Raw genomic sequence first — 16,339 nt, 5'->3', positions numbered from 1 at the left:
CACTAAAATCTGCTTTATGCAGATTTTTTTATGGAATACATCTATATTTGTCATACCATTTTATTGGTTTATATTTTTTTGGATGGTTATAAAGAAGATTTTTTTTGCAGTAATTCTACTTTCTTTTGGTTTGACAATCAAAACAAGAGCTCAAATAAATAAATATTCTGCTGAAGAAATAATCAAAAAAACGATTGATCTTAAAAAGACAAACGAAACAAGGAATTTTGAATCAACTACCTACAACAAATTAATAATCACTGCAAATCCTGAAGACATAAAAGGTCATGTCGACACCATTTTTGTTATAAAAAAAGGCAAAAAAATCCTCAAAGAAATTGATTCTTCAGACCAAACTTTCAAAAAAGTAATTTCAAAACAGCATTTATATCAAACAGAGAAAATTTCAAAAATCAAAACCCTTAACGGTCAAAATAAAGAGATTATTCTCGCTACTAGAATGGCTGGTTTTAAAGAGCCCATATACGAATATTTTGCACTTCAATTACAACCTCAATCAGCTTATGACGAAAAAATATATTTAGTTGAAAAAGAATATTTTAGCCCAATTTCTAAAAGAGGATTTACAAAATATAATTACAATTTAAAAGACTCATTAATTCTAGAAAACAGAAAAGTTTACAAAGTCACATTTGAACCAAAAACAGAAAGCAAAAAAAACAAACTTTATGGGGTTTTATTTTTAGATGCCGAAAAACTTAGCATTGTAAAACTTGAACTTAAAGTATCAGGAATTCTCAAAGTATATTCATTACATGAATTTGATTTTAATAGAGATTTAAACAACTGGATTCCTAAAAAAAATAGCCTTACTATCAAAAAAGGCAATAGCAAATCACCAATAAAAATTTTGGGTGAAACCATAACCTTTGAAGGAACGAATCCTAAATTCAATCCAGAGAATAAAAAATATGCTTCCGATTTTATCGAAATCAAATCGTATACCACGTATTTTGAACCACGTTTTAATCAGATTACTAATCTCAAACAAAAAGAAATTGCAATCGAAATAAACGAAAAAGCAATTACAAAAAAAGACAACTTATGGTATACATATTTTAATGATTCGACCGATGTAAGAAGTAATCCTACATATGTTTCACTAGATAGTTTGGTTGAAAAAAGAAGGTGGGAAAATAAAATAAAAATTGGCCGTAAAGTAATTAACGGATACTATCCAATTGATTTTTTTGATGTGGATTTAAGATACCTTATTCGTTATAATAATTATGAAGGATTTAGAGTTGGAATTGGTGGTGTTACAAACGAAAAACTATCTAAAAATTACAAAATTGAAGGATATGGAGCCTATGGAACAAAAGATGGCTTCTTTAAAATATTCTTATCGAATGCTTACAGATTTGGTAAACAAACCGAAACTTGGTTTGGCATTTCCTACAAAGATGATTTGAATGAAATAGCTAACACAAATTTCGAAATCGACAAACGTGTTTTTAAAATTTATGATCCAAGACCGTTTAACATTAGTACATTTTATAACCACGAAACCTGGAAAGCATTTTTAGAAACCAAAATAATTCCTAAAACACAAAGTATTTTCCAAGTAACTCATAGCTTTATTGAACCTAAGTTTGATTATTCATTTGAAAACAAAGGCATCTTATATGATGATTTTTATGCAACACTATTTACTACTTCAGTACAATGGAATCCGTTTAGTAAATTCATGCAAACCCCAAGTGGAAGAATAGAAATAGAAAAAAGATACCCTAAGTTTACATTCCAATTCTCACAATCTCTAAATGGGATTTGGAACAATTACTTTGATTTTGGAAAATTTGAATTCAGGTTTGATTATCAGAAAAAATTCAATTCAAATCATAAGATTTCTTTTTTAGCTGAAACAGGTTATGCTTATGGAGATGTCCCAATAACGCATCTATACAATCATTCACCAAATAATCTTAATAAAAGTAAAATTCTTCAAAGAATAACTTTTGCAGGAAGAGATAGTTTTGAGACTATGTTTTATAATGAATTCTTTTCCAACAAGCATGTATTTTTCCAGTTAGAACATCAATTTCCGAAACTGGAAATTTCAAAAAGAATAAATCCTGTTTTTTCATTAGTTAGTCGCTATGGTGTAGGAACATTAGACAACAAAGAACAGCACAAGAATTTCTATTTTAAAACTCTTGATAAAGGATTTTTAGAATCTGGTTTTGAACTCAATCAAATTTACAGAGGCATAGGTTTCACAGCGACATATAGATATGGAGCTAACCATTTACCTCAATTTGAAGACAATATTGCAATAAAACTAAGTATTCAAATTAACTTAGGTTTTAATAATTAAAACAGAAGGAACAAAAGAAAGCCATTCTCTTTGCGAATCGACTAGTTTTTTCCAACTTTCTAAACTTATTATCATCAAATCTTGCTTAGTCAAAAAATTACTTTCAAGAGATTTTTCACCAATTAATGAAATGTTTTGGGGAAAGTTTTGTTCCAAAGAATGTATTGTAGATTTTAATAAAAAGTTACTTTCAATTTGTTCTTTTATATCAACGATACTTACATCTGAATTATTATTAAAAACAAAGCGATGAATATAATCAGATAAAAAAACATCTTCAACACTAAAAATTGGCACAAAAATCTTATCTGTGTTTTGAAATTCGTTATCAATTAAAATCCCAATTGGTAGTTTATTTTTAGCAATTATCTGACGTGTTCTTTCATCAAAAATCGAATTTTCAAACAACCCTTCTTTTCCAGTAATCTTGTCTAACAATCTATCCGGATTAATAATTCTCGTAGTAAAGCCAAGAACTTTTCCTAATAAGGTTCCTTCAAAAATCGATTTCCCAAGTCCAACGAGCAATAAGTCATAATCACCCTGCGAAGCAATATCGGCAATGTCATTTTCAATATCGACAGTAGCTTTAAAAATAGTACTTATCTCCTGCCCCATGTCTTTAGATTGCTCTAATATGGGTGTAAAGGTTTCCTTTTCGTATTCTTCAATGTTAAAACCGTGCATTTCGTCACTAACCGTTAAATGCATTGCGGTAATAGACGAAGTATCTTTTTGCTTTTTTGTAAGGTTATTGGCTAATCTAAGTAGCGACTTCCCTTTCTCTAAATTACCAAATGAGATAAGTATTTTAAATTTATTTACTGTTTTGGCTTCTTCAAGAACTGAAACTTCTTCTTTCGACTTAAACATATGATTTATTAAATCTAGAGCAGGTCCTGTCATAAACGTTGTAACCAGAGCCATGATTACCATCATAGTAAAAACTTCTGAAGTAAGAACACCTAAATCAAAACCTATATTTAAAACCACAAGCTCCATTAATCCTCTAGTATTCATTAATGCCCCAATCGTTAAACTCTCTTTCCAGTTTTGTCCAACGAATTTTGCAGCAATTGCGCTTCCAACAAATTTTCCAACAACAGCTACCAAAATTATAAATCCTGTGACTTTCAATAAATAAGGATCATTAATAAGTCCTATTTGAGTTCTTAATCCTGTAAATACAAAAAACAGAGGAAGTAAAAGTAAAACCGAAACATCTTCTACTTTTTCTATAAATATATTTCTGAATTTAGAAATATCAGGCATAATTGCACCCATCATAAAAGCGCCAAATAAAGCATGGATACCTATTACTTCAGTAGCATAAGACGAAATTATTAATGTTAGAAAAAAGATGGCAACAACTGGTTTACTGAGGTTTCCGTTATTTGAATACAAATCTCCTACACGTTTTAAAAATGGTTTTACTAAAAACAACATTGTTAAAACATAAAGTAATGCCAGACCAATAACATATAAAGAACTCACAAAAGAGCCCGCCTTTACAATAGCGATTACAGCTGCAAGCAAGCACCAAGCTGTAATATCATCGGCCGCAGCACATGTAATTACTATTGACCCTAAGCGTGTTTTATGCATTCCTCTTTCCTGAACTATTCGGGCTAAGACAGGAAAAGCAGTTATACTCATGGCAATTCCCATGAATAAGCTAAAAGATAAAAATTCAACTCCTTCTGGAGCAAATTTATTGTATATAAAATAGGCAAGACTTATACCTAATGCAAAAGGAAACACTATACTTGCATGACTAATAACTACAGCCTCATTGGCTTTGTTTTTAAGTACTTTTAAATCTAATTCCATTCCAATGACAAACATGAAAAGAATAAGACCTATTTGACTTAAAAACTGAAGATTACCTAGTGATTCTTTTGGAAATAAAACAAGTGAAAACTCTGGGAAGTACATACCCAAAAGAGAGGGTCCAAGAAAAATACCTGCGATTATTTCACCAATTACTGATGGTTGACCAATTTTCTTAAATATCCAACCAAAAAAGCGAGCCACAACAATAATGGTAATGATTTGTGCCAATAAAATAGCTAATGGATGCTGTAAATTATGAAATAAACCTTCTAAAAATTGATCCCATTGTGTGTGTTTTGAAATTGGACTAATAACATTACGACCAATTTCTAGACTTTTACCTTGACCAACAACCCAATACATTAATGAAATAAAACCTCCTGTAATCGTAAAATAAAAAATGGCGTTTTTTAGTTTTTTCATTGTCTTTCAAGTAAAATATATCGACAAATATGGTAAAATAACCCCTGATATAAAAGCGATAATTTAATTAATCACACAAATTTAATAGCTCATCTTTATAATAGTTAAAAGTTTCTACATAAAAACATCTAGTTTGCTCGTTTTGCTTAACTTTGCACCTCTTTTTATTTTCTATGAAAAAACTTTTAAGTATTGGTTTTTGGGAATTAATTGCCCGTTTAATTTTAAGAAACAGAATTGCAATTTTAATTGGCGTACTTTTAATCACCGTTTTATTTGCGTTACAGTGGAATAAAATTAAATTCACTCATACCGAAGCCAATTTAATTCCTGCTGATGACAAGGTAAATGTAGATTACAACAATTTCCTAGACAAATTTGGCGAAGAAGGAAATTTAATCATCATTGCCACAAAAGATAAAAAGTTATTTACTCCTCAGGCCTTTAAAGCTTGGGAAGAAATGATGACTAAAATTCAATCTGACAAAGAGGTTGATTTAGTTATTTCTATAGACAACTTAAAAAAGCTATCTAAAAACGATTCTATTGAATCATTCGAATTAAAAAATCTGGTAGATAATTCAAAAATAAATAACCCAAAATATCTTTTATCTCTTAGAGAAGATTTACTTAATAATTTACCATTCTATGAAGGTTTACTATTTAATAAAAAATCTGGAGCAATCAGATCTGCCATTTATCTAGACAAAAAAATTGTCAATACAAAAATCCGCAGAGACTATGTGTTATTCAAGTTAATACCAGAAATCGAAAAATTTGAAAACAAAACTGGAATAGATTTAAGAGCTTCTGGAATGCCATACATCAGAACTTTAAATGCAAAAACCATAATTGATGAAATTGGTTTATTTATTGGCGCTGCTTTATTGATAACTGGTCTGATTTTCTTCTTTTTCTTTAGATCATTTAGAGCTACTTTGATTTCATTAATTATTGTAATTATTGGGGTAATGTGGTCTTTTGGATTACTTGGTTTGTTAGGTTATGAAATAACTGTCCTTACAGCATTGGTACCAACACTTGTAATTGTAATAGGAATACCAAATTGTATATTCTTAATTAATAAATACCATCAAGAATACGCAAAGCATTCAAACAAAGCTAAAGCGTTACAACGTGTTATTACAAAAACAGGGACTGCGACTTTAATGACCAACATAACAACAGCTTTAGGATTTGCTACTTTTATAGCTACTAACAACACACTACTTGTTGAGTTTGGTGTTATTACATCCATCAATATTTTAGCGATTTATTTGCTTTGTTTGCTTATACTCCCAATCTTTTTTAGTTACACACCTGCTCCAATTCCAAGACATTTAGGACATTTAGAAAGAGAATACCTAACAGCATTTTTCAGATGGATAGTAAACACTGTAAAATACAATCGTGTTAGTGTTTATGGTGTTGCACTTTCGTTGTTAATAATTGGAATGATTGGAATCCACCGAATTAAAATTTCAGGAAGTATTATTGAAGACATGCCTAAAAAGACTGCGTTTTTTGATGATATCCGCTTTTTTGAAAAAGAATTCGATGGGGTAATGCCACTGGAAATAATGATTGACACCAAACGCAAAAAAGGTGTTATGAAGTTATCTACTCTAAAAAGAATGGAAGAACTTCAGGAAACAATTGGCGAAATTCCGGAACTTTCTAAACCGTTATCTGTAGTTAATTTAGTTAAATATTCGAAGCAAGCATATTATAACGGCAATCCAGAATATTACGAACTACCAACATCTCAAGAACAATCTTTCATACTTTCTTATGCTAAGAATGCTACTAAGAATTCGAAAGAAAATTTAATGAAGAGTTATGTAGATTCTACAGGTCAATATGCGCGAATTACAGCTTTTATTAAAGATGAAAATGGTGAAAAAATGGATGCCATCGAAGCCCAAATTAGAGCTAAAGCAGATAAACTTTTCCCACCTTCTAAATACGAAGTAATTATTACAGGAAAACCATCAGTATTTCAAAAAGGAACAAAATATTTGCTAGACAATTTACTCTCTTCATTGCTAATGGCATTTGGTTTAACAGCTGGTTTAGTAGCAATAATGTTCCGTTCAATTAAAATGGTATTGGTTTCTATTATACCTAATTTATTACCTCTATTAATGACTGCGGGTTTAATGGGATTCTTAGACATTCCTTTAAAACCATCAACAATATTAGTTTTCGGAATTGCTTTCGGAATGTCGGTCGACGATACTCTTCGTTTTCTAGCACAATACAGAATGGAATTATCTCGAAATGACTGGAAAATTAAAAAATCTGTCTTCGCAACGTTTGATGATGCTGGAATAAGCATGTTCTATACTTCAATTGTATTATTCTTTGGTTTTTCGGTGTTTATGTTATCAAGTTTTGGAGGAACAGTTGCCCTTGGAGGATTAGTTGCCCTGACACTAAGTTTCGGAATGCTTTCAAATTTAGTATTACTACCATCATTAGTTCTTTCTTTAAATAGAACACTAGCTAATGAACAAGAGTTTATCAAGCCAACAATCGATATTTTAGAACCTACTGATGAAGAAGTAGATGCTGTAGAGAAAAAAGATTAATCTTAAAATTACATTTTTGTATTATATTTCTTACTTTAGTAAAAATTTAATACACAATGAATAGTATCTTAATTACTGTAACTGGAATCGAAACTGGCGATATTTACTACTCTCGATCTTATCCAGATGACGATTATAATGATAACGGTAAGATTGAATTATACAGCACTCCTGTTTACAAAGTAACAATTGAAGGCACTTTAAATAGTTCAAAGAAAAAGGAATGGAAAGCATTACGTTTTATGCCTTTTTGGAACGACCCTTCTTCTCCATCATCTTCATACAAAACTAAAGGCTGGGTAAATTCTGGGCTAACAAGTGTGGCAAAAAAGAAAGTTCCAATGTATGATAAAAACTACGCTACTCACAATAGATTTTCTCCTTTTGGTGGTGCGTTTCAAATACAAGGAAACTTTTTAATCCATGCTGGACCATCAGACATAAGCGAATCTGGTTGGGGTGCCGCTGGTTGCGTAGAGATTATAGGTAGTTTCGATGATTTTAAAAAAGATATTGCAAACTTGGCTGGAATAAGTTCCAAAAACCTTCACGAAGCAATGAATGATTTAGTAAAAGCTGGTAAACTTTTTGTAGAAGTACAATATGCTTTACGCCCTAATTTAAAATCGAAATTCCATGCTGAATATTAAACACATTTCAAAAACCTTTCAGATAGCGATAGCATTATTTTTATTAATAATTAACAGCGCCAGTTGTCAAGATATAAAAAAGACAAATGATAATTATATTGTTATTGATAGACAAACCAATGTCATATCTACAGATATAAAAAAGACAAAATCAAAAACTCAAAAAGAAGACTTACACTTTTCTAAAGAATTAGCCTCTAAAATATCTGAAAATTTATTTGAAAAAATTGACAAGATTGTTATTAGCAATGAAAATAGACTTTCTCCAAAAAAAGATACACTTAACTACTTCATCTATGATTTCATACTCAAAGATGTAGCTGATATAAAAAAAACAGAAACAGAATCAATTTTTGGCTTAAAACATATTGGCATTTATGAAATGCCTATAACATGCAATACATTTTTAAACGGCGATAAAATATCATGTGTTTGCAGAAGACTTTACAAAAGTGATTTTCTAAAAGACGAAGAGTTCATTAATACAATTAAAGCAGATACAGATACACGATTAAAAGAATTCAATTCAAAATAAATCAAAGGTTTCTTTAGTTAAAGCTAGAAAGCTTTTTGTCGAGGTAAAATATGCTCTAAGACCAAATTTGAAAAATAATTTTTATTTGGAGAATTAATACCTTTCAATCATGAAAAATATCATCACAATTACTTTTCTCTTAATTTTCAACTACGGAAATTGCCAGACTAGCTCAAATTATGAAATATTAAACAGAACTGATTCTTGAAAAATTAAAACAAATAAAATACTAAAAAAACATTCTAGATCTGAACAGTATCATTTACGCTTTTCAAAATCAGTAGCAACAACAATTTTCAAAGATTTTTTTAAAAATATTGACAAAATAAACCATACATATGAACCCTCTTCCTTTAAAAAAAAAGGATACAATAAATTATGTAGTCTATGATTATATTCTAAAAAAGGAAATAGATATAAATCAATTAAAAAATAAATTAACTTTAGGAATAAAAGATATAAGTGGCTACAAAGCACCAACCACTTGCAATACTTTTTTAAATGGTGACAAAATAACTTGTATCTGTAGATTCAATTTGGAACCAGGGTATTTGAGTGATGAAGAATTTATCAACACTGTAAAAGAAAGTACTAAGATTAGAATTAAATCTGCAAAGTAAAAAAAGATTAAATAAATCTAAAAAATAAAAAAAGAGCACTTAAATAAGTGCTCTTTTTGGTATGATTTGAGGCAAGATTTTAATTAAAAAACGGAGCGTCTAATTTGTATTTAAAAGCACCATTGTTTAGAGCGTAAGATCCTTCATAAACAGATCCATTTCTACGTTGATACGTAAAATTAAAAGTACCTTTAATAGTTTTTGTAGAAAGATTAAACTCTGTAATTGTAATACTTCCAGAAGTCAACCTAGTTTTTGTTTCACCACCGATTTCTATTAAACGAGCAATACAATCTAAACCATTTATTCCTGTTGTCAAATCATCAGTTAAACTATATGTTCCTACAGCCCATTTTGATTCAGGAATTCTAATATCAATTAATATTGAAGAAGATTGTGGCAAATCTGAAAGAGTGATATCTGATCCCTGAAGCAATAAATAATTGTAATGTGTTGTTGGATTTACATGAAATATCTCAACTTCAGTTTGCAAAGAAGAAGTATTAATATAAGTCTGTGGCTTTAAGTTTGTATAAGAAATAGTATTTACATCACCAGACATAAATGTAGGTTCAACTACATTTTGGTTTTGAAGTCTTTCTGAAGAAGGATCAATTGAATCTACAGTACAAGAAGCAACAAGTAAAGAAATTGAGCTTAAAATCAGGGCTATTTTTTTCATTTTTAGGGCTTTATATTTTTTTGACAAAATTAAATTCAAAACCCAGATTCATCATTTTTTTATTGTTAAAAAAGTGTTAACTAATGAATAATTATCAAAAATACAATCTATTTCAATGTTCATGTTAACAAATATTTACTTTTATTTTATTTTTAATGAATTTTATTCATAAAAATCAATGTTTCGAATATGGTTTAAATAATTATTGATTTTACATATTATTTCTTAAATTTTTAAAGCATTTTTAAAAAAAACAAAATCAATCTACAGACATGTCTCTTTGTAGATATTTTTAGAAAAACACAACATATTTACAACTTAAAAAAGATTGATTAAGAATACATAACACTTCAACTTATGATACAATTTCCTGTCTTTTAGTTTTCAAGCAAAAGAACTATATTTGCAGTTAATTCTAATATCGGATTCTAACAAGAGCGCAATGTTATAGCGCAGCAATTCTAAATTTAAGATGAAACATACAAAAGTTAAAGACTTACTAAACAGCACGAAGACATTACAAGAAGTAACCGCAAAAGGATGGGTAAGAACTTTTAGAAATAATCAATTCATTGCGTTGAACGATGGTTCGACAATTCATAATATTCAGTGTGTAGTAGATTTTGAAAATACACCTGAAAGCACATTAAAAAGAATAACAACAAGTGCTGCTATTGTAGTAACTGGAGAATTAGTAGAAAGCCAAGGAGCAGGTCAGAAATATGAAATTCAGGTAAAAAAACTTGAAATTTTAGGAGATTCTGATGCAGAGAAATACCCAATTCAACTAAGAAATAAACCAAGTCTCGATTTCTTAAGAGAACAAGCTCACTTACGCGTACGTACAAATGCTTTTGGAGCAATTATGCGTGTTCGTTCGGTTTTATCATTTGCTGTTCATCAATATTTCCAACAAAAAGGGTTTGTATATGTTAACACACCAATCATTACAGGTTCAGATGCTGAAGGAGCTGGAGAAATGTTTCAAGTAAGCGCTTTACCATTTGATAATACACCAAGAACAGAAGAAGGAAAAGTAAATTATAAAGAAGATTTCTTTGGAAAACAAACCAACTTAACTGTTTCTGGACAATTAGAAGCCGAAACTTATGCAATGGCTCTAGGTCAAGTATATACTTTTGGACCAACCTTCCGTGCAGAAAACTCAAATACATCACGTCACTTGGCTGAATTCTGGATGATTGAACCAGAAGTAGCTTTCAACGATTTAGCTGACAATATGGACTTAGCTGAAGATTTCATCAAATATGTAATCAAATATGCGGTTGACAATTGTACTGATGATTTAAAATTCTTAGAAACTCGTTTAGCTGATGAAGAAAAACAAAAGCCACAAGCTGAGCGTAGCGAAATGTCTTTATTAGAAAAATTAAACTTTGTATTAGACAACAACTTTAAACGTGTTTCTTACACCGAAGCAATTGATATTTTAAAAGATTCAACTCCAAATAAAAAGAAAAAATTCCAATATCTTATAGAAGAATGGGGGGCAGACTTGCAAAGTGAACATGAACGCTTCTTAGTTGAAAAACATTTCAAATCTCCTGTTATCTTATTTGATTATCCCGCAAAAATCAAAGCATTCTATATGCGTTTGAATGACAATACAGAACCTGGAAAAGAAACAGTTCGAGCTATGGACATCCTATTCCCTGGTATTGGAGAAATCGTAGGTGGATCACAAAGAGAAGAGCGTCTAGATGTTTTAGTTGAAAAAATGAAAGCATTAGGTATCGATGAAGAAGAATTATGGTGGTATTTAGATACACGTCGTTTTGGAACTGCTGTGCACTCAGGCTTTGGTTTAGGTTTCGAACGCTTGGTATTATTCGTAACCGGTATGGGTAACATCCGTGATGTAATTCCATTCCCAAGAACACCACAAAATGCTGAATTCTAAAATAAGTTGATTAATGGATTTAGTTATTTGTAAGTTTATTTAATAACTAAATCCATAAACAAAACACGTAAATGCTTAAACAAAACTTACAATTTAAATTATCACAAAAACTTTCTCCTCAACAAATCCAGTTGATGAAACTTATTCAATTGCCAACACAGGCTTTTGAGCAACGTTTAATGGAAGAAATGAACGAAAATCCAGCATTGGAAGGTGGCAATTTAGAAGATGAGGATAAGTTTGAAAAAGATGAATTTGACAACAATGATGAATACGATGATTATGATGACAGTGACAGCATTGATGCCAATGAAATTAACATCGACGAATATTTAAGCAACGACGAAACGCCTGATTATAAAACACAAGCAAACAACTATAGTGATGATGACGAGGATAGAGATATTCCCTTTGTTGCCACTGTAAGCTTTCATCAGGACTTAATAAATCAACTTAACACTTTTGTTTTAAATGATGATCAACGCGATATTGCAGAATTTCTTGTAGGAAGTATAGATGATGACGGGTACTTAAGAAGAAGTATTCCCGACATTGTTGATGATATGGCTTTTACACAAGGTATTTATACTGATGAAGCAACAGTAAACAAAATTTTATGCATCATTATTCACGAGATGGAGCCTTCTGGTGTTGGCGCACGTGATTTACAAGAATGTTTACTGCTTCAGCTAAAACATAAAACACCAACAGAATCTGTTGATTTAGCAATTAAAATCATTGATGATCAATTTGATGCATTTACTAAAAAGCATTATGAAAAATTACTTCAAAAGTACAGTATTTCAAAAGATCAGCTAAAAAAAGCAATTGACGAAATAGAAAAATTAAATCCAAAACCTGGAGGATCTTTTACTGGAAATTCAAAAATAACCGAACATATTGTCCCTGATTTTGCCATAAAAATTATTGATGACGAATTAGAATTAACACTTAATGGACGTAATGCTCCTGAACTACATGTCTCTAAAGACTATCAGGACATGATGAAAACGTATAAAGATTCAAAGGATAAGTCAAATGCGCAACGTGATGCAGTTCAATTCATAAAGCAAAAGTTAGATTCTGCAAAATGGTTCATCGATGCAATTAAACAGCGTCAGGAAACTTTATTTATCACCATGAATGCTATTATGCATTTTCAACAAGAATATTTCCTTGACGGTGATGAAACCAAGCTAAAACCGATGATCTTAAAAGACATTGCCGATATGGTTGGATTAGACATATCAACAGTTTCACGTGTTGCTAATAGTAAATATGTTGATACTCCTTATGGAACCAAGCTATTAAAAGAATTCTTTAGTGAAGCTATGGTTAACGATCAAGGTGAAGAAGTTTCTACGATCGAGATAAAAAAGATTTTAGAACAAGTAATTGCCGAAGAAGACAAGCGAAAACCACTTCCTGATGATCAGTTAGCAGAAATACTTAAAGAACGTGGTTATCCGATTGCAAGGAGAACTGTTGCAAAATACAGAGAGCAATTAGACATTCCAGTAGCTAGAATGCGTAAAAAAATATAGTTTGAAAAAAGTATTGCCTTTTTTTTCATTTGCCTTTCACCCTATTTTTATATCGGTGTTTGCGGCTGCTTTTTACTTTTTCACTTCAGAAAAATATTTAGATTATGAGGCAGTTTATTTGTATTTGCTACAAGTATTAATCATAACGGTTTTTATTCCTCTAGCTTGTTTTTATTTACTTGTATCACTCAATAAAATAGATTCAATAATGGTAACGCAAGTTTCCCAGCGTAAAATTCCTTTGTTTCTCCAATCATTACTCTTAATAGTATTGATTACGAAAAGTATCACAAGAGAAGAATTACCTGAATTGTTTTATTTTTATTTAGGAAGTATTGTAAGTAGTTGTTTGGCATTAGTTTTGGCCTTTTTTCACAAAAAAGCTAGCTTACACATGCTTGGTATTTCATCCCTAACTGTGTTTTGTACATTTTGCTCCATTAGTTTTCAATACAAACCTGTTATGCTTCTAACAGTATTATTATTGCTTAACGGACTAATTGCTTCATCGAGATTATATATGAAAGCACACACACCAAAAGAACTAATTTTAGGCTATGTTATTGGGGTACTACCACAATTATTTTTATCTATCTTCTGGTTATAAAATATAAAACATCAAACCTAAGTTCAAAGAATTCATTTTAAGAGGTTCTTCATTGTTAAAAGACCCCTTTTTAAATATATTTTGAAGACCGTAATAACCGTAAAGATTCCAAGTATTAAATCCTGTTGTTAGATAAACTCCATAAGTTATCTTGTTGAAATCAGGATTATTATTTATTTTAAAGCTTTCATTTGTATCAATATATCTTGACTGATTAAGAAAGTTATAACTAAGCTTTATACCAGAATATATTCTCCAAAATTTGTGTGAATTAAAAGTTGATGTTCTCCAGCGTATTTCGATAGGTATATCAACTGAATATATTGCAAATTTATTTTTCTTATAATCAATGGCTCCATCAATTACCGAATAATATCGCTGTCCGTCTTTTTCAGAAATAAGCAGGTTTTGTTTATAGTTATTGTAAGCAAATCCTATACCTGGTGCAATAGCAAAAGTTCTAGATTTATTAACAGGAAAGTCTCTCAAAAAGCCAATCCCAAGACCAGCCGAAAATGAGTTTTGCGAAATGGGTTTTGGTGCATTTTGAATAGCGTTATATGTAGTAACAAAATAGAACTGATCTTCTCTATACAAAGAATCTACAGCTTCAAAATTAGGCGCATCCTGAGAAAATGCACTATAGAAATTTAAAAATATGATAATTAAAAAAAATCTTTTCATCTAAAAAATTATTGCATAAAGATAGCAAAAATAAAAAAGCCTCTCTTTCGAAAGGCTTTTAATATTTTTCACTTAATTAAGCGTGATGTAACTCTTCTTCACCTTCTTTCATTGGTGTAGTTTGAGGCACAAAGTCATCGTCGTGACCAGGCTTGCTATAATCATACGGCCATCTATGTACAGTTGGTAATTCACCAGGCCAGTTTCCATGAATATGCTCAACTGGAGCTGTCCACTCAAGTGTATTAGATTTCCAAGGGTTTTGTACTGATCTCTTACCATAGAAAATACTATAGAAGAAGTTAAACATAAACACTAATTGGAAAGCTGCGCCTACTAAAGCAAAAGTTGTAATTAATACGTTAACATCTGCTAAATCATCAAATAATGGGAAGTTTGAGTTTGTATAGTAACGACGTGGTAAACCAGCCATACCAATAAAGTGCATTGGATAGAAAACTCCATAAGCACAAACAGCAGTTACCCAAAAGTGAATGTATCCTAAATTCTTGTTCATCATTCTACCAAACATTCTTGGGAACCAATGATATACCCCTGCAAAGAAACCATATAACGCAGAGATACCCATTACTAAGTGGAAGTGAGCCACTACGAAGTATGTATCGTGAACATTAATATCTAAAGTTGAATCTCCTAAGATGATACCAGTTAAACCTCCAGAAATAAAAGTAGATACTAATCCTATAGAGAATAACATTGCAGGATTTAACTGTAAATTACCTTTCCAAAGTGTTGTAATATAGTTGAATGCTTTTACCGCAGAAGGGATTGCAATCAACAATGTAGTAAATGTAAATACAGATCCTAAGAATGGGTTCATACCAGAGATGAACATGTGGTGACCCCATACAATAGTTGATAAGAAAGCAATTGCTAAAATTGAAGCAATCATCGCTCTATAACCAAAGATTGGCTTACGAGAATTTGTTGCAATAATCTCAGAAGTAATACCTAAAGCTGGTAATAATACAATATATACTTCAGGGTGACCTAAGAACCAGAATAAGTGCTCAAATAATACTGGAGAACCTCCTTGGTAATGTAAAACTTCACCAGAAATAAAGATATCAGATAAGAAGAATGAAGTACCAAAACTTCTATCCATGATTAACATTAATGCTGCTGATAATAAAACCGGAAACGAAACGATACCAATAACAGCAGTAATAAAGAATGCCCAAACTGTAAGTGGCAATCTTGTCATTGACATCCCTTTAGTCCTTAAATTGATAACTGTTACCACATAGTTTAATGATCCCATTAATGAAGAAGCAATGAAAATAGCCATTGAAACTAGCCATAATGTCATACCAGTTCCTGATCCAGGAATAGCTTGTGGTAAAGCTGATAATGGAGGATAGATTGTCCAACCTGCTGAAGCTGGTCCTGACTCAACGAATAATGAACAAATCATTACTACTGAAGAAGTAAAGAACAACCAGTAAGAAATCATATTCAAAAAACCTGATGCCATATCACGAGCACCAATTTGCAATGGAATTAACAAGTTACTGAAAGTACCACTCAAACCAGCAGTTAATACAAAAAATACCATGATAGTACCGTGAATAGTAACTAAAGCTAAGTAAATATCATTACGCATAACTCCACCTGGAGCCATTTTTTCACCTAATAAGAATTTGAAAATACCAAAAGATTCTTCTGGCCAAGCAATCTGCATTCTAAAAAGTAATGACATCACTACACCAACAATTCCCATAATAATACCTGTAATCAAGTATTGTTTAGCAATCATTTTGTGATCAATACTAAAAATATATTTAGTGATGAATGTATCTTTATGGTGGTGTGCGTGATCGTGATCGTGTGCGTGATCGTGGTCATGTGCTGCTGCTCCCATAGTTTTTCTATATTAATTTAAAATTCTTA

At 30.9% G+C, this 16,339-nt stretch carries 12 protein-coding genes; 8 read left to right on the top strand and 4 right to left on the bottom strand.

Annotated elements, in window-relative coordinates:
- Positions 1-16 precede the first annotated feature (16 nt).
- Positions 17-2,338 carry a DUF5686 family protein gene (locus LJY17_RS13420; protein ID WP_264544326.1) on the top strand — a complete coding sequence of 774 codons (2,322 nt, stop codon included), beginning with the start codon at positions 17-19 and terminating at the stop codon, positions 2,336-2,338.
- On the opposite strand, the gene LJY17_RS13415 is transcribed toward LJY17_RS13420, so the two are convergent.
- Complete coding sequence (locus LJY17_RS13415) at positions 2,321-4,594, bottom strand: cation:proton antiporter (protein WP_264544325.1); 2,274 nt, start codon at positions 4,592-4,594, stop codon at positions 2,321-2,323. The two genes, LJY17_RS13420 and LJY17_RS13415, sit on opposite strands and share 18 nt — an antisense overlap.
- A 173-nt stretch (positions 4,595-4,767) precedes the next feature.
- Here LJY17_RS13415 and LJY17_RS13410 point away from each other — a divergent pair, with 173 nt between their 5' ends.
- The 4 genes from LJY17_RS13410 to LJY17_RS13395 all read left to right on the top strand — a co-directional run bounded on the left by LJY17_RS13410 (position 4,768) and on the right by LJY17_RS13395 (position 8,990).
- The gene (locus tag LJY17_RS13410) at positions 4,768-7,185 is read left to right on the top strand and encodes an efflux RND transporter permease subunit (protein WP_264544324.1); all 2,418 of its coding nucleotides are present in this window, start codon (positions 4,768-4,770) and stop codon (positions 7,183-7,185) included.
- 56 nt (positions 7,186-7,241) lie between these two features.
- The gene (locus LJY17_RS13405; protein ID WP_264544323.1) at positions 7,242-7,835 is read left to right on the top strand and encodes a hypothetical protein; all 594 of its coding nucleotides are present in this window, start codon (positions 7,242-7,244) and stop codon (positions 7,833-7,835) included.
- Positions 7,822-8,370 (top strand): hypothetical protein, encoded by a 549-nt coding sequence (locus tag LJY17_RS13400; RefSeq protein WP_264544322.1) that lies wholly within the window; start codon positions 7,822-7,824, stop codon positions 8,368-8,370. The genes LJY17_RS13405 and LJY17_RS13400 overlap by 14 nt, the downstream gene beginning before the upstream one ends.
- A 338-nt stretch (positions 8,371-8,708) precedes the next feature.
- Positions 8,709-8,990, top strand: coding sequence for a hypothetical protein (locus LJY17_RS13395; RefSeq protein WP_264544321.1), 282 nt, complete (start codon positions 8,709-8,711; stop codon positions 8,988-8,990).
- Between the two features lie 79 nt (positions 8,991-9,069).
- Here the strand turns inward: LJY17_RS13395 and LJY17_RS13390 are convergent, their stop codons facing one another.
- Positions 9,070-9,672, bottom strand: a complete 603-nt coding sequence (locus LJY17_RS13390) for a hypothetical protein (protein WP_264544320.1) — start codon at positions 9,670-9,672, stop codon at positions 9,070-9,072.
- 472 nt (positions 9,673-10,144) lie between these two features.
- Between LJY17_RS13390 and asnS the strand changes: the two genes are divergently transcribed.
- The 3 genes from asnS to LJY17_RS13375 all read left to right on the top strand — a co-directional run bounded on the left by asnS (position 10,145) and on the right by LJY17_RS13375 (position 13,744).
- Positions 10,145-11,593, top strand: coding sequence for an asparagine--tRNA ligase (gene asnS / locus LJY17_RS13385; protein WP_264544319.1), 1,449 nt, complete (start codon positions 10,145-10,147; stop codon positions 11,591-11,593).
- Between the two features lie 71 nt (positions 11,594-11,664).
- Positions 11,665-13,137 (top strand): RNA polymerase factor sigma-54, encoded by a 1,473-nt coding sequence (gene rpoN, locus LJY17_RS13380; RefSeq protein WP_264544318.1) that lies wholly within the window; start codon positions 11,665-11,667, stop codon positions 13,135-13,137.
- A gap of 1 nt (position 13,138) precedes the next feature.
- A complete protein-coding gene (locus LJY17_RS13375) occupies positions 13,139-13,744 on the top strand; it encodes a hypothetical protein (protein WP_264544317.1) in 606 nt (201 codons plus the stop codon).
- On the opposite strand, the gene LJY17_RS13370 is transcribed toward LJY17_RS13375, so the two are convergent.
- A complete protein-coding gene (locus LJY17_RS13370) occupies positions 13,739-14,428 on the bottom strand; it encodes a porin family protein (protein WP_264544316.1) in 690 nt (229 codons plus the stop codon). The genes LJY17_RS13375 and LJY17_RS13370 overlap by 6 nt on opposite strands.
- 76 nt (positions 14,429-14,504) lie before the next feature.
- Positions 14,505-16,310: a cytochrome c oxidase subunit I gene (locus LJY17_RS13365; protein WP_264544315.1), complete on the bottom strand. Its 1,806-nt coding sequence runs from the start codon at positions 16,308-16,310 to the stop codon at positions 14,505-14,507.
- Positions 16,311-16,339 lie beyond the last annotated feature (29 nt).

It is taken from the genome of Flavobacterium hankyongi (genome assembly GCF_036840915.1).
GTDB classification, from domain to species: domain Bacteria; phylum Bacteroidota; class Bacteroidia; order Flavobacteriales; family Flavobacteriaceae; genus Flavobacterium; species Flavobacterium hankyongi.
This window is presented reverse-complemented; position numbering and strand designations above follow the sequence as displayed.

Coding starts and splice junctions, on each gene's coding strand:
- asnS (WP_264544319.1), top strand. CDS start 10,145: ATGAAACATACAAAAGTTAAAGACTTACTAAACAGCACGAAGACATTA.
- LJY17_RS13410 (WP_264544324.1), top strand. CDS start 4,768: ATGAAAAAACTTTTAAGTATTGGTTTTTGGGAATTAATTGCCCGTTTA.
- LJY17_RS13405 (WP_264544323.1), top strand. CDS start 7,242: ATGAATAGTATCTTAATTACTGTAACTGGAATCGAAACTGGCGATATT.
- LJY17_RS13400 (WP_264544322.1), top strand. CDS start 7,822: ATGCTGAATATTAAACACATTTCAAAAACCTTTCAGATAGCGATAGCA.
- LJY17_RS13370 (WP_264544316.1), bottom strand. CDS start 14,428: ATGAAAAGATTTTTTTTAATTATCATATTTTTAAATTTCTATAGTGCA.
- LJY17_RS13365 (WP_264544315.1), bottom strand. CDS start 16,310: ATGGGAGCAGCAGCACATGACCACGATCACGCACACGATCACGATCAC.
- LJY17_RS13420 (WP_264544326.1), top strand. CDS start 17: ATGCAGATTTTTTTATGGAATACATCTATATTTGTCATACCATTTTAT.
- rpoN (WP_264544318.1), top strand. CDS start 11,665: ATGCTTAAACAAAACTTACAATTTAAATTATCACAAAAACTTTCTCCT.
- LJY17_RS13390 (WP_264544320.1), bottom strand. CDS start 9,672: ATGAAAAAAATAGCCCTGATTTTAAGCTCAATTTCTTTACTTGTTGCT.
- LJY17_RS13415 (WP_264544325.1), bottom strand. CDS start 4,594: ATGAAAAAACTAAAAAACGCCATTTTTTATTTTACGATTACAGGAGGT.
- LJY17_RS13395 (WP_264544321.1), top strand. CDS start 8,709: ATGAACCCTCTTCCTTTAAAAAAAAAGGATACAATAAATTATGTAGTC.